General features: G+C 72.6%; 15 protein-coding genes. 9 read left to right on the top strand and 6 right to left on the bottom strand.

The features are described from left to right. Nucleotides 1–35: 35 nt before the first annotated feature. Nucleotides 36–635 (bottom strand): aa3-type cytochrome oxidase subunit III, encoded by a 600-nt coding sequence (gene ctaE, locus GA0070610_RS06425; protein WP_088999167.1) that lies wholly within the window; start codon nucleotides 633–635, stop codon nucleotides 36–38. Between the two features lie 108 nt (nucleotides 636–743). On the opposite strand from ctaE, the gene GA0070610_RS06420 reads away from it, so the two are divergent. The 4 genes from GA0070610_RS06420 (at nucleotide 744) to GA0070610_RS06405 (ending at nucleotide 3,741) form a co-directional block, all read left to right on the top strand. Continuing rightward, the gene (locus tag GA0070610_RS06420) at nucleotides 744–1,688 is read left to right on the top strand and encodes a cytochrome c oxidase assembly protein (RefSeq protein WP_088999166.1); all 945 of its coding nucleotides are present in this window, start codon (nucleotides 744–746) and stop codon (nucleotides 1,686–1,688) included. A 182-nt stretch (nucleotides 1,689–1,870) separates the two neighbouring features. After that, nucleotides 1,871–2,266, top strand: coding sequence for a response regulator (locus tag GA0070610_RS06415; protein WP_088999165.1), 396 nt, complete (start codon nucleotides 1,871–1,873; stop codon nucleotides 2,264–2,266). Between the two features lie 85 nt (nucleotides 2,267–2,351). Next, a complete protein-coding gene (gene trpD / locus GA0070610_RS06410; RefSeq protein ID WP_088999164.1) occupies nucleotides 2,352–3,398 on the top strand; it encodes an anthranilate phosphoribosyltransferase in 1,047 nt (348 codons plus the stop codon). A gap of 142 nt (nucleotides 3,399–3,540) precedes the next feature. Next, a complete protein-coding gene (locus GA0070610_RS06405) occupies nucleotides 3,541–3,741 on the top strand; it encodes a hypothetical protein (protein WP_088999163.1) in 201 nt (66 codons plus the stop codon). Between the two features lie 120 nt (nucleotides 3,742–3,861). Here GA0070610_RS06405 and GA0070610_RS06400 read toward each other — a convergent pair whose 3' ends face one another. Beyond that, on the bottom strand, nucleotides 3,862–4,290 hold the full coding sequence (locus GA0070610_RS06400) for a cytochrome c oxidase subunit 4 (protein WP_088999162.1): 429 nt from the start codon (nucleotides 4,288–4,290) through the stop codon (nucleotides 3,862–3,864). 10 nt (nucleotides 4,291–4,300) lie between these two features. Continuing rightward, nucleotides 4,301–5,272: an aa3-type cytochrome oxidase subunit II gene (gene ctaC, locus GA0070610_RS06395; protein ID WP_088999161.1), complete on the bottom strand. Its 972-nt coding sequence runs from the start codon at nucleotides 5,270–5,272 to the stop codon at nucleotides 4,301–4,303. Between the two features lie 190 nt (nucleotides 5,273–5,462). Here ctaC and GA0070610_RS06390 point away from each other — a divergent pair, with 190 nt between their 5' ends. Beyond that, nucleotides 5,463–6,614, top strand: a complete 1,152-nt coding sequence (locus GA0070610_RS06390; RefSeq protein ID WP_088999160.1) for a cysteine desulfurase family protein — start codon at nucleotides 5,463–5,465, stop codon at nucleotides 6,612–6,614. Continuing rightward, nucleotides 6,611–6,844, top strand: a complete 234-nt coding sequence (locus tag GA0070610_RS06385) for a sulfurtransferase TusA family protein (protein WP_088999159.1) — start codon at nucleotides 6,611–6,613, stop codon at nucleotides 6,842–6,844. Before GA0070610_RS06390 ends, GA0070610_RS06385 begins: the two co-directional genes overlap by 4 nt. 64 nt (nucleotides 6,845–6,908) lie before the next feature. Here GA0070610_RS06385 and GA0070610_RS06380 read toward each other — a convergent pair whose 3' ends face one another. The 3 genes from GA0070610_RS06380 to GA0070610_RS06370 all read right to left on the bottom strand — a co-directional run bounded on the left by GA0070610_RS06380 (nucleotide 6,909) and on the right by GA0070610_RS06370 (nucleotide 9,724). Then, nucleotides 6,909–7,886, bottom strand: a complete 978-nt coding sequence (locus GA0070610_RS06380) for a carbohydrate kinase family protein (protein WP_088999158.1) — start codon at nucleotides 7,884–7,886, stop codon at nucleotides 6,909–6,911. A 169-nt stretch (nucleotides 7,887–8,055) separates the two neighbouring features. Further along, nucleotides 8,056–8,424, bottom strand: coding sequence for an iron-sulfur cluster insertion protein ErpA (erpA, locus tag GA0070610_RS06375; RefSeq protein ID WP_088999157.1), 369 nt, complete (start codon nucleotides 8,422–8,424; stop codon nucleotides 8,056–8,058). A 160-nt stretch (nucleotides 8,425–8,584) separates the two neighbouring features. Beyond that, nucleotides 8,585–9,724, bottom strand: coding sequence for a glycerate kinase family protein (locus GA0070610_RS06370; RefSeq protein WP_088999156.1), 1,140 nt, complete (start codon nucleotides 9,722–9,724; stop codon nucleotides 8,585–8,587). Between the two features lie 68 nt (nucleotides 9,725–9,792). Here GA0070610_RS06370 and nadA point away from each other — a divergent pair, with 68 nt between their 5' ends. From nadA to GA0070610_RS06355, 3 genes are all read left to right on the top strand, one after another. Next, a complete protein-coding gene (gene nadA / locus GA0070610_RS06365; RefSeq protein ID WP_089003314.1) occupies nucleotides 9,793–10,992 on the top strand; it encodes a quinolinate synthase NadA in 1,200 nt (399 codons plus the stop codon). 212 nt (nucleotides 10,993–11,204) lie between these two features. Beyond that, nucleotides 11,205–12,560: a UDP-N-acetylglucosamine 1-carboxyvinyltransferase gene (gene murA, locus GA0070610_RS06360; protein ID WP_089003313.1), complete on the top strand. Its 1,356-nt coding sequence runs from the start codon at nucleotides 11,205–11,207 to the stop codon at nucleotides 12,558–12,560. A gap of 73 nt (nucleotides 12,561–12,633) precedes the next feature. After that, nucleotides 12,634–13,242 carry a DUF3043 domain-containing protein gene (locus GA0070610_RS06355; RefSeq protein ID WP_089003312.1) on the top strand — a complete coding sequence of 203 codons (609 nt, stop codon included), beginning with the start codon at nucleotides 12,634–12,636 and terminating at the stop codon, nucleotides 13,240–13,242. Nucleotides 13,243–13,259: the final 17 nt, after the last annotated feature.

The raw sequence follows: 13,259 nt of genomic DNA, 5'->3' as shown, positions 1-13,259 counted from the left end.
GACGGAGCAGCGGCGCGGTTCGTGACGCGCCAAGATCACTGAAGCCAGTAGATCATGGCGTAGAGCCCGATCCACACGACGTCGACGAAGTGCCAGTAGTAGGACACGACGATCGCCGACGTGGCCTGCGCCGGTGTGAACCGGCCCATGGTGGTGCGGATCATGAAGATGACGAAGGCGACCAGACCGCCGGCCACGTGCAGGCCGTGGAAGCCGGTGGTCAGGTAGAACATCGACCCGTAACCGTCTTTGTTGATCTTGATGCCCTCGTGCACCAGCTCGCGGTACTCGTTGAGCTGGCCGAGGACGAAGATCAGGCCCATCACGAAGGTGATCGTGAACCAGCGCCGCAGCGCGTGGACGTCACCCTTCTCCGCGGCGAAGACACCGAGCTGGCAGGTCACCGACGACAACACCAGGATCACCGTGAAGGTGGTCGCGTAGGGGATGTTGAGGTGCACGGTGTGTTCCGCCCACTGCTCCGGTGCCGCCGCGCGGATGGAGAAGTACATCGCGAACAGCGCCGCGAAGAACATGAGTTCGCTGGAGAGCCACACGATCGTCCCGACGCTGACCATGTTGGGTCGGGTCAGGGAGTGGATCCGGCTCTTGTCAATGGCTGGGGCCGCAGTCACGCGGTCATTATTGCCCTTGACCGGGGCCGGCGATCAGCGGGGGGCCAAACCCGTGGCATCCACAGCCCGATCGGGGCAGTCCGGTTCGCCTGACCTAGGCTGAAAAGCGTGCTGCACGCCGATCCGATCTCCGCCGCAGCCGCCGTCGCCGCGCCGGCGGCGACCGCGGCCGTCCCGCCGCCGTTCACCGTGACCTCGGTGTTCACCGAGACGAAGCTGGACAGCTGGCTCGCCGTCGGCCTGGTGCTGGCCGCCGGCGTCTACCTCTACGGGGTCCACCGGCTGCGGCTGCGCGGCGACCGGTGGCCGGTCGCCCGGACCGTCTTCTTCCTCGGCCCCGGCCTCGGCGGCATCGCGGCGGTCACCGTCAGCGGCCTGCACGCGTACGACACGGCGCTGCTGTCGGTGCACATGGTCCAGCACATGGTGCTCTCCATGATCTCGCCGATCTTCCTCGCGCTGGGCGCGCCGGTGACGCTGGCGCTGCGTACGCTGCCGCCGCGACCGCGCAAGCGGCTGCTGGCCGTCGTGCACAGCCGGATCGCGCGGATCTACAGCTTCCCGCTGGTGGCGTTCACCATCTTCGTGGTCAACCCGTTCGCGCTCTACTTCACCGACCTGTACCGCTACACGCTGGAGCACGCGTGGGCGCACGAGGTCGTGCACGCGCACTTCATCATGACCGGCTGCGTGTTCTTCTGGCCGCTGCTCGGCCTCGACCCGCTGCCGGGCCGCTGGCCGTACCCGGCGCGGGCGCTGTTGATGCTGCTCTCCGTGCCGTTCCACACGGTGCTCGGCCTCACCATCATGCAGAGCAGCACGCTGTTCGGCGGCGACTGGTACCCCTCGCTCGGGCTGACCTGGTCCGACCCCTGGCAGGACCAGGTGGTCGCCGGCGGCATCCTCTGGGCCGGCGGCGAGTTCGTCAGCGTGACCATGCTGGCCGTCCTGGTCGTGCAGTGGATGCGCCACGCCGAGCGGGAGGCCCGCCGCGTCGACCGCGACCTGGACCGCCAGGAGGCCCGTCAGCGCGCCGCGGAGTCCACCGCCTGAGCCGCCCGGCGGTACGCCCTGCGCACCGCCACCGGCCGGACGTCGCCCACCTCACACCGACCGGTACGATCAGCGGGCGGCTGCGAGGTGGACGCCAGTCCGGCCGGTCAGCGCGCAGCGAACGAGTCAACAAGCTCAGTGATGGTGCCGCACGACGGCACGGAGCGAAGCGGAGTGCCGGCATGAGCGATCGTCTTTGCACCGTCCTGCTCTACAGCGACGACCCGCAGGTCCGCGACCGGATGCGGCTCGCCGTCGGCCCGCGCCCCGCGCCCGGCCTGCGCATCGAGTTCGTCGAGGCGTCCGACTACGCGGAGTGCATCCGGCTCGTCGACGACTACGAGATCGACCTGCTGGTGCTCGACGGCGAGGCGAGCCCGGGCGGCGGCATCGGCATCGCCCGGCAGGTCAAGGACGACCGGGACGACGCTCCCCCGACCTGCGTGGTGATCGCCCGCGCCGCCGACCGGTGGCTCGCGGCGTACGCCGAGGTCGACGCCACCCTGGTGCACCCGCTCGACCCGGTGACGACCGGCACGACGGTGGCCGAGCTGCTGCGGGCGCACGCGCCCGCCTGACGTCCCCACTCCGGCCGCCACGGCGCCGGGCCGACCGGTGCCGGTTCCCACCCCACCCGCATCTCGCACGCTCGGGAGGCCCGTCATGGGCGATCGGACCTGGCCGCACCTGCTCAACGCGCTGCTGCGCGGTGAGGAACTCGCCACCGCCGACACCGCCTGGGCGATGGGCGAGATCATGGCCGGCTCGGCGGCCCCGGCGCAGATGGCGGGCTTCGTCGTCGCGCTGCGCGCCAAGGGCGAGACCTCGGCCGAGCTGGCCGGCCTGGTGGAGGCGATGCTCGGCCGGGCCGTGCCGGTGGAGCTGCCCGACGAGCTGCGCGCCACCGCCCTCGACGTGGTCGGCACCGGCGGTGACCTCGCGCACACGGTCAACATCTCGACCATGGCCTCGCTGGTGGTGGCCGGTGCCGGCGTCCGCGTGGTCAAGCACGGCAACCGGGCGGCCTCCTCGTCGTGCGGCACCGCCGACGTGCTGGAGTTCCTCGGCGTACCGCTCGACCTGGGGCCGGAGGGGGTGGCCCGGTGCGTGGCCGAGGCCGGCATGGGCTTCTGCTTCGCGGCCCGGTTCCACCCGGGGATGCGGCACACGGGCCCGGTACGCCGGGAGCTGGGCGTGCCCACCGTGTTCAACTTCCTCGGCCCGCTGACCAACCCGGCGCGGCCCCGCGCCGGAGCGGTCGGGTGCTTCGACGCCCGGATGGCCCCGGTCATGGCCGGCGTCTTCGCCGCCCGTGGCGACTCGGTGCTGGTGATGCGCGGCGAGGACGGGCTCGACGAGTTCACCACCGCCGCGCCCACCCGGGTCTGGGCAGCCCAGGGCGGCGTCGTCAGGGAGTCGCTGCTGGACGCGGCCGACCTCGGGGTACCCCGGGCCACCCTGGCCGACCTGCGGGGCGGTGACGCCGCCTACAACGCCGACGTGGTCCGCCGGCTGCTGGCCGGCGAGACCGGCCCGGTGCGCGACGCCGTCCTGGTCAACGCGGCGGCGGCGCTGGCCACGCAGGGCCCGCTGGACGGCGACCTGACCGAGGCGCTGCGGGCCGGGATGGACCGGGCCGCCGAGTCGGTCGGCTCCGGGTCCGCCGCCCGCGTGCTGGACCGCTGGATCGAGGTCGCGCGCGCCCTCTGAGCCCCGGGCCTCGCCGGAGGTTGTCGGACCCCCGTGGGAAACTACAGCTGAGTAGTTCCCACATCCGTCCTGCACCGTCGAGTGCGGCAATCCCGTCGGGCGTGTGCGACACCCCGCGGGACCGGAGCGAGAGGAGACGCCCGTGTCGGAGCGCGAGCTCTACTGCGACACCTGTGAGGGCGTCGAGCCGTTCGAGACGCCACCGTGCGCCGACGGCCACGGCGCCGACTGCCCCGAACTGGTCTGCACGGGCTGCGGTGCGGCCGTGCTCGTCCCCGGCGTCGTGTTCCACCTCGCGCGTCGGAGCGGCCGGCGCCGCGCGGCGGCCCGCCGCGCCGCCTGACGCCACCGCCACGCGACGTCGCGGGGCGCGTGACGTTCCCCGCACAGCCCCGTTTCACGCCGAAGGCCCGCCTCCCTGAGGGGAGGCGGGCCTTCGTGACGTCTCGCGGGTGGCGACCGATCAGTGCTCGGCGGTGCGCCGGGTGCCGCTGTAGTACTCGAACAGCAGGCCGCAGACGGAGAACGTGACCGCCACCATGCCGAGGCCGAGCAGCCAGAACTGCCAGAACGCGAGGCCGAAGCCGGCGAGCGCGACGGCGATCGCCAGGCCGAACGGCCAGTAGCTGCCCGGGCTGAAGAAGCCGATCTCGCCCGCGCCGTCGGCGATCTCACCGTCCGGCCGGTCCTCCGGCCGGAGGTCGATCCGGCGGGAGACGAACCAGAAGAAGCCGCCACACATCGAGCAGAGCAGGAAGCTCAGCAGCAGGGCGACCGTGCCCACCCACTCGACCTGGCCGCCGGAGTCGGCGGCGGTCCACCCGCCGTAGAGGAAGGTGGCGAAGAGCAGGAACCCGGCGATGACCAGGAAGATGCGCCACTCGGTCTTCATGCCCGATCCCTCAGCTTCCCGCGCCGGCCGGCGCGTCGTCGGGGTTGAAGTTGGCCTCGGTACGCCGGGTCTCGAACGGCTTCGTGGTCTTCGCGTACGGGTCCTCGCCGATGGCCGTCAGCGCCTCCTGCGTGGACCTGCCGTCGCGCTTGGCCGCCAGGAACTGCTCGTACTTCTCCGGAGAGACGACGCGCAGCTCGAAGTTCATGAAGGCGTGGTAGCTGCCGCAGAGCTCGGCGCAGCGACCCACGTAGGCGCCCTCGGCCTCCAGCTTCGAGACCTCGAACACGTTGCGGATCTTGCCCGGCATGACGTCGCGCTTGAACAGCAGCTCCGGCACCCAGAAGGAGTGGATGACGTCGCGGCTGGTCTCCTCGAACCGGATGGACCGGTCGGTCGGCAGCACCAGGATCGGGATGACCTCGCTGGTGCCCAGCACGGAGGCGACGGTGTTGGCGTCCTGGCCCTGGCCGTCGCGGTAGTTGAACTGCCAGTTCCACTTGAACGCGACCACCTCGACCGTGACGTCGGGGTTCTTGGTCGTCCGCACCACGTCGGTCTGCACGATCGCCGTGTAGTAGAAGAGCACGGAGACGATCAGGATCGGCGCGATGGTGTAGAGGAACTCCATCGGCATGTTGTAACGGGTCTGCACCGGCAGCTCGTTGCCCCGCTTGCGGTAGCGCACGACGCACCAGAAGATCAGGCCCCACACGAAGACGCCGACCGCGAGCGCCGCGATGCACGAGGCGATCCACAGGTCGTACATCCGGCGCGACTCGGGCGTGATGCCGCCCTGCGGCCAGCCGAATCCGCCGAACGCCGCGCCGACGTCGCAGCCCGTGAGCAGGACCAGCAGCGCCGCTCCGCCGAGACCGAGCCCGGCGATCCGACCGGCACCACGTCCCCGGCGCCCACCGGCTCCTGGGGAAGCGCTGTGCCGTACGGCCGACGGCCGTACCTCCGAACTCCTTGCGACCACCTGGTCCTGCCTCCCTAGCGCGCCGCGGTGTCTTCGTCCCTGCCCTCCGCCTGCGGAGCGACAGCACCAGCGGCAAAGGCGTCACCGACGGTCGCAGATTACTCGACCATGACGGGCTGGACCGTGTTGGGGTCGTTGTCGGCCCCCATCGGGGGGATCTTGGGCATACCGGCGCGATACGTTGGCTCCCGTGAGCGCATCCCCGGTCTACCTGGACGCGGCCACCGCCGCGCCGCTGCACCCGGTCGCCCGGCAGGCGCTGCTGGCGGCCCTCGACGACGGCTGGGCGGACCCCGGCCGCCTCTACACGCAGGCGCGCCGGGCCCGTCAACTCCTCGACGCCGCCCGCGAGGCGAGCGCGCAGACGCTCGGCGTGCGCGCCGACGAACTCTCCTTCACCCCCAGCGGTACGACGGCCGCGCACTCGGCCGTGCTGGGGGGCCTGGCCGGGCGGCGGCGCGTCGGCCCCGCCCTGGTGCACTCCGCGATCGAGCACTCGGCGGTGCTGCACGCCGCCGAGCGGCACGTCGCGGCGGGTGGCGCGGCCACGTCCGTACCGGTGGACCGGCTGGGCCGGCTCGACCTGGACCGCTGGGCGGCGGCGGTCCGGGCGCCGGGGGTGGCGCTGGCCGCACTGATCGCCGCCAGCCACGAGGTCGGCACCCTCCAGCCGGTGCCGGAGGCCGCGCGGGAGTGCGCCGAGGCCGGGGTGCCGCTGTACGTGGACGCCGCCCAGCTGGTGGGCCGGGCCCCGGTGCCGGCGGGCTGGTCGGTGCTGACCGCCAGCGCGCACAAGTGGGGCGGGCCACCCGGCGTCGGGTTGCTCGTCGTGCGCAAGGGCACCCGCTGGGAGTCGCCCTGGCCGGCCGACGACCGGGAGGCCGGGCGTACGCCGGGAGCGCTCAACCTGCCGGCGGTGGTGGCGGCGGCGGCGAGCCTGCGCGCGGCGGCGGCCGACGCGGCGGCCGAGGCGGCCCGGCTGACGCCGCTGGTGGCCCGGATCCGGGCCCGGGTGGCGGCGGAGGTGCCGGACGTGGAGGTGGTGGGTGATCCCGACCACCGTCTCCCACACCTGGTGACCTTCTCCTGCCTCTACGTCGACGGGGAGGCCCTGCTGCACGCGCTCGACCGGCGCGGGTTCGCCGTCTCCTCGGGCTCCTCGTGCACGTCGTCGACGCTGCGGCCCTCGCACGTGCTGGAGGCGATGGGGGTGCTCTCGCACGGCAACGTCCGGATCTCGCTGCACCGGGAGACGACGGAGGCCGACGTCGAGAGGTTCCTCACCGAACTGCCCGGCATCGTGGCGGGGCTGCGGGCCGAGGCCGGGGTGGTGGGGCTGTGACGGCGCCGGCGGAGATCCTCGACTGCCGCGGCCAGCGCTGCCCGCTGCCGGTCATCGCGGTGGCCAGGCGGCTGCCCGAGCTGCCCGTCGGCACGGTGGTGCGGGTGCTCGCCGACGATCCGGCCGCGGCGGTGGACCTCCCGGCGTGGTGCCGGATGCGTGGCCAGGAGTTCCTCGGCACGATCACGGGCACCGACGGCCCCGCGTTCGACGTCCGCCGCCGCCACTGACCCGCGCCACCGGGGGTGTTCTCACCCACCCCCGGCAGCCCGGCGACAGCGACCCGCGCCGGCGTCACGGCACGAGGTGCGGGCGGACCTCCTCGGCGGCGACGTCGCCGTACGACTCGGCGAGGCGCTTGACGAACAGGTCGCGGCGGACCTCGTACTCCTGGGTGCCGACGGTCTCCAGCACCAGCGTGGCGAGCAGGGAGCCGACCTGCGCGGCGCGCTCCAGCCCGAGGCCCCAGGAGAGGGCGGTGAAGAAGCCGGCCCGGAACCCGTCGCCGACGCCGGTCGGGTCGACCGCCTGGGTCTCCCGCGCGATCGGCACGTGGATCGGGTCGAAGTCGCGCCCGGCGATCTCCACCCCGTGCTTGCCCAGCGTGGTGACCCGCACCTTGACCCGGTCGAGCAGCTGCGCGTCGGTCAGGCCGGCCTTGCTCTGCAACAGCGACTTCTCGTAGTCGTTGGTCATCAGGTACTCGGCGCCCTCGATCAGCGCGACGACGTCCTCGCCCTCCATGCGGGCGAGCTGCTGGGACGGGTCGGCGGCGAACCGGTAGCCGCGCTCCCGGCACTCCGCGGAGTGCCGCAGCATCGCCTCCGGGTCGTTCGCGCCCACCAGGACCAGGTCCAGCCCGTCGAGGCGGCGGGCCACCGGCCCCAGCTCGATGTTGCGGGCCTCACTCATCGCCCCGGCGTAGAACGAGGCGATCTGGCACATGTCGGTGTCCGTGGTGCAGACGAACCGGGCGGTGTGCGCCACCTCGCTGACGTGCACCGAGTCGCAGTCGACGCCGTGGCGCTCCAGCCAGGAGCGGTAGTCGGCGAAGTCCGCGCCGACCGCGCCGACCAGGACCGGGCGCAGGCCGAGCTGCCCCATGCCGAAGGCGATGTTGGCCGCCACCCCGCCGCGCCGCAGCACCAGGTCGTCCACCAGGAAGGAGAGCGAGACCTTGTGCAGCTGGTCGGCGAGGAACTGGTCGGCGAAACGACCGGGGAAGCTCATCAGATGGTCGGTGGCGATCGAGCCGGTCACGGCGATCTTCATGTCAACCTCGGGGTCGGGAGCAGGGCGCCGGTCAGCCTACCGGTCCGGCCCCCTCAGGATGACCTGTCGGTCGGCCCCGGGTCACCACCGCGCGGACGCTTCCTGGGCCGAACGACGACGGCGGGGCCGCCCCGGAGGACGGCCCCGCCGTGGTCAGCGGAGGTGCGGCTCAGCTGAACGAGTCGCCGCAGGCGCAGGAGTTGCCCGCGTTGGGGTTGTCGATGGTGAATCCCTGGGCGTCGATCCGGTCGGCGAAGTCGATGGTGGCGCCGGCCAGGTAGGGGGCGCTCATCCGGTCGACGACGACCCCGACACCGTCGTAGTCGGTGACGACGTCACCGTCGAGCGACCGCTCGTCGAAGAAGAGCTGGTACCGCAGGCCGGAGCAGCCGCCCGGCTGCACGGCGACCCGGAGCCGCAGGTCGTCGCGGCCCTCCTGCTCGATCAGGGCCTTGACCTTCTGCGCCGCGACGTCGGTGAGGACGACGGACGTGGGGGCCTTGGCCTCGGTCGACTCGGTCTGCGCTGGCGTGGTCACGTGAAATCTCCCTGCGCGGTTGGGTCCGGACGCACTGGCCAACATCTCCTGTCGCCCAGCCATTCCCGGTGTGGTCCAGTTCCGATGGTACGCCGCTCCGGCCGGCCCCACCCGTTCGGCGTGACCTGGGCCGTCGTCGGGCGCGGGGCGTACGGGGCGGTCAGCGGCTCCACTGCCGGGCCAGCCGGGTGCCGAGCGCCCGCAGCCCCTCGGCCGGGCGCTGCATCGCGGCGGCCAGCCCGCCACGCTCCTCGCCCCCGAAGTGATCCACCAGGCTGTACGCGTCGGTTACCCCGGCCGCCCCCGCCTCCCGCCGGCCGGTGCTGACCCGGCCGGCGACCACCACGCAGGGCACGCCCCGGTCCCGGGCGGCGCCGGCCACCCCGGCCACCACCTTGCCGCGCAGCGACTGGTGGTCGAACGAGCCCTCCCCCGTGATCACCAGATCGACCGCGTCGAGCGTGGTGTCCAGCCCGATCGCCCGGGTGACCAGGCCGATGCCCGACTCGCAGTGCCCGCCCAGCGCCAGCACGGCCGCGCCCAGCCCACCGGCCGCGCCGCCGCCGGGCAGCGCGCCCAGCCGCTCGGGGCAGCCGGGCAGGTCCCGCTCCAGCACGGCGGCGAAGCGCTCCAGCGCGGCGTCGAGCAACAGCACGTCGGCCCGGTCGGCGCCCTTCTGCGGGCCGAACACGTTGCTCGCCCCGTGCAGCCCCAGCAGCGGGTTGTCCACGTCGGTGGCGGCGACCAGGCGGGCGTCGCGCAGCCGGGGCGCGCCGTCGACGGCGTGCACCGCGGCGAGCGCGGCCCCGCCGTACGGCAGCGCCCGGCCGCCGTCGTCCAGCGGGGTCACGCCGAGCGCGGTCAGCATGCCCGCGCCGCCGTCGTTGGTGCCGGAGCCGCCCAGCCCGATCACGACCGTGCGGGCGCCGGCCTCCACGGCGGCGGCGACGAGCACCCCCAGCCCGTACGAGGAGGTGGTCTTCGGGTCGCGCTCGCCCGCGTCGAGCAGGTGCAGCCCGCACGCCTGGGCGCTCTCCAGCCACGCGGTCGCACCGCCGTCGGTGAGCAGGATCTCACCGGCCGCCGGGCGGCCCAGCGGGTCGACGGTCGGCACCGGGATCCGGCGCCCGCCGAGGGCGTCGGAGAGCACGTCGAGGAAGCCCGGCCCACCGTCCGACAGAGGCCGTACGAGCAGGTCGTCGTCGGGCGCGACCTCCCGCCAGCCGGCGGCCACGGCATCGGCGACCTGCGGGGCCGGCAGCGTACCGGCGAACTTGTCCGGGCAGAGCAGTACGCGCATGCCGAGCAGTGTGGCAGCACACACCGCTGGAGGCTGCGGGGAGGCCGCACTGTGGGACCATGGGGCACGTGACTTCGACCTGGGTGGAACCCTCCAACACCGCGACGGCACTGTTGCTGCTCGGCCGGGGCAGCGACCCCGCCACGGAGCGCGGCGTCGAGTGTCCGGGTGACCTGCCGGCGCCCAGCGACCCGGACCTGGTGGCCCGGGCCACGGCGGCGAAGGCGGCGCTGGGCAGCAAGGTCTTCGTGCTGGGGCACCACTACCAGCGCGACGAGGTGATCCAGTTCGCCGACGTGACCGGCGACTCGTTCAAGCTGGCCCGCGAGGCGGCGGCCCGGCCCGACGCGGAGTACATCGTCTTCTGCGGCGTGCACTTCATGGCCGAGAGCGCCGACATCCTCACCTCGGACGCGCAGAAGGTCGTCCTGCCCGACCTGGCCGCCGGCTGCTCGATGGCGGACATGGCGGTGCTGTCGCAGGTCGAGACGGCCTGGGACGTGCTCACCGAACTGGGCGTCGCGGCCGACACCGTCCCGGTGACGTACATGAACTCCTCGGCGGACATCAAGGGCTTCGTGGGTCGCAACGGCGGTGTGGTCTGCACCTCCTCGAACGCGAAACGGGCGCTGGAGTGGGCGTACCAGCAGGGCTCGAAGGTCTTCTTCTTCCCCGACCAGCACCTCGGCCGCAACACGGCGGTGCTCGAGATGGGCTTCGCGCTGGACGACTGCGTCCTCTACGACCCGCACAAGCCGAACGGCGGGCTCACCCCGCAGCAACTGCGCGACGCGCGGATGATCCTGTGGCGCGGGCACTGCTCGGTGCACGGCCGGTTCACCCTCGACAGCGTCGAGGACGTGCGGGCGCGGGTGCCGGGCGTGAACGTGCTGGTCCACCCGGAGTGCCGGCACGAGGTGGTCACCGCCGCCGACTTCGTCGGTTCGACGGAATACATCATCAAGGCCATCGAGGCGGCCCCGGCCGGCTCGGCCTGGGCGGTCGGCACCGAGCTGAACCTGGTCCGCCGGCTCGCGCTGGCCCACCCGGACAAGCAGATCATGTTCCTGGACAAGGCGGTCTGCTACTGCTCGACCATGAACCGGATCGACCTGCCCCACCTGGTCTGGGCGCTGGAGGAACTGGTGGCCGGCCGGGTGGTCAACCAGATCACCGTCGACCCGGACACCGCGCACCACGCCCGGGTGGCGTTGGATCAGATGCTCGCCCTGCCCGGGGCCGACACCCCGCCGCCGACGGCGAGCTGATCACTTTCCGTAACGACATTGGCACGGAAAAGGGTCCGATCACCGATAAATGCCCTCAGGGGCGATGTGACCGGGTCCATCTTCGTCACCGAGGGCTATGCTGCCGGTGCGACGATTCACGCGGGCCGTTTCGACATGGCCGCGTTCCGGGTAGCGATGACAATCGTGTGCCCCACCATCAACACGGCAGCACCGACGCGCTGGAGGTTGCGTTGACCGACGACGTCCTGGTCGTACACGGAGGCACTCCGCTCGAAGGGCGGATCCGCGTGCGCGGCGCGAAGAACCTGGTCTCGAAGGCGATGGTCGCCGCGCTGCTGGGTGACAGCCCGAGCCGACTGTTCGACGTGCCGAAGATCCGCGACGTCGAGGTGGTCCGGGGTCTGCTCGGCCTGCACGGGGTCAAGGTCACCGACGGCGGGGAGGACGGCGAGCTCGTCTTCGACCCGGCGAACGTGGAGAGCGCCAGCACGGACCAGATCAACGTGCACGCCGGCTCCAGCCGGATCCCGATCCTGTTCTGCGGGCCGCTGCTGCACCGCCTAGGCCACGCGTTCATCCCCGACCTGGGCGGCTGCCACATCGGGCCGCGCCCGATCGACTTCCACCTCCAGGCGCTGCGCGAGTTCGGCGCGACGGTCGAGAAGACCCCCGAGGGGCTGCACCTGTCGGCGCCGAACGGGCTGCACGGCACCAAGTTCGCCCTGCCGTACCCGAGCGTCGGCGCCACCGAGCAGGTGCTGCTGACGGCCGTGATGGCCGAGGGGGTCACCGAGCTGCGCAACGCGGCGGTGGAGCCGGAGATCATCGACCTGATCTGCATCCTGCAGAAGATGGGCGCGATCATCAAGGTGCACACCGACCGGGTCATCGAGATCCAGGGTGTGCCCAGGCTGCACGGCTACACGCACCGGCCCATCCCGGACCGGATCGAGGCGGCGAGCTGGGCGGCGGCGGCGCTGGCCACCCGCGGCCACGTCGAGGTGCTCGGCGCGCAGCAGGCCGACATGATGACCTTCCTGAACATCTTCCGCTCCGTCGGCGGTGAGTACGAGGTCACCGACGCCCGGGCGCCGAAGCTCGGCGACCCGGGCCAGGAGGGCGGCATCCGGTTCTGGCACCCGGGCGGCGAGCTGCACGCCGTGGCGCTGGAGACCGACGTGCACCCGGGCTTCATGACCGACTGGCAGCAGCCGCTGGTGGTGGCGCTCACCCAGGCGCGGGGCCTGTCCATCGTCCACGAGACGGTCTACGAGCAGCGGCTGGGCTACACCGAGGCGCTCAACTCGATGGGCGCCAACATCCAGGTCTACCGGGACTGCCTCGGCGGCACCCCGTGCCGCTTCGGCCGGCGCAACTTCAAGCACTCCGCGGTGATCGCGGGGCCGAGCAAGCTGCACGCGGCGGACCTGGTCATCCCCGACCTGCGGGCCGGTTTCAGCCACCTGATCGCCGCGCTGGCGGCGGAGGGCACCTCCCGGGTGTACGGCGTCGACCTGATCAACCGGGGCTACGAGGACTTCGAGGCGAAGCTGGCCGACCTGGGCGCGCACGTCGAGCGTCCGTAACGTCGACCACTCCCGTCCGCGCCCGGTGCACCGCGATGTGCACCGGGCGCCGTCGTTTGGCTACCCTTTCGACGTGCCGTCGCTGTTTCGCCGCAAGTCCTCCGACCTCGTCGACGAGGCCGTCACCACGGTGACCCCCGACGAGGAGTCCGCGCCCGCCCAGCCCCGGGGCTACACCCCGAGCAAGAAGGAGCTGGGCAGGGCAACCCCCAAGCGGCCCACCGCCGGCCGCCGGCCGGCCGCGGCCACCAAGCCGTTGACCAAGGAGGAGCAGCGGGAGCGCAAGCGCCAGCTGCGCACCGAGGCCGCGGCGGAGTTCCGCCGTGAGGGCGGCCCCCGCGACCGCGGCCCGGAGCGGCTGCTGGCCCGCAACGTCGTCGACTCCCGGCGTACGGTCGGCACCTGGTTCTTCGGTGGGGCGCTCATCGTGCTGGTCGGCTCGAACGCCGCGATGCCGCCGGTCGTCCGCCTCGTCTCCAACATCCTCTGGGGCGCGCTCGCCCTGGGCGTGGTGGTCGACTCGGTCCTGATCTCGCGCAAGATCCGCAAGCTGGTCCGGGAGCGTTTCCCGAACACCGGGCAGCGGATGGGCTCGCTCTACCTCTACGCCATCATGCGGTCGATCACGTTCCGCCGGATGCGCGCCCCCGAGCCCCGGGTCAACATCGGCGACCCGGTCTGACCCCGCCCCGGCGCCGC

The organism is Micromonospora echinofusca, from assembly GCF_900091445.1.
GTDB classification, from domain to species: domain Bacteria; phylum Actinomycetota; class Actinomycetes; order Mycobacteriales; family Micromonosporaceae; genus Micromonospora; species Micromonospora echinofusca.
Note: the sequence above shows the minus strand (reverse complement) of the source record. Positions and strands in the feature narration are given on the sequence as shown.

Excerpts from the sequence above, each read along its gene's own strand:
- GA0070610_RS06415 (WP_088999165.1), top strand. The coding sequence starts at position 1,871 with ATGAGCGATCGTCTTTGCACCGTCCTGCTCTACAGCGACGACCCGCAG.
- trpD (WP_088999164.1), top strand. The coding sequence starts at position 2,352 with ATGGGCGATCGGACCTGGCCGCACCTGCTCAACGCGCTGCTGCGCGGT.
- GA0070610_RS06400 (WP_088999162.1), bottom strand. The coding sequence starts at position 4,290 with ATGAAGACCGAGTGGCGCATCTTCCTGGTCATCGCCGGGTTCCTGCTC.
- GA0070610_RS06380 (WP_088999158.1), bottom strand. The coding sequence starts at position 7,886 with ATGAAGATCGCCGTGACCGGCTCGATCGCCACCGACCATCTGATGAGC.
- GA0070610_RS06370 (WP_088999156.1), bottom strand. The coding sequence starts at position 9,724 with ATGCGCGTACTGCTCTGCCCGGACAAGTTCGCCGGTACGCTGCCGGCC.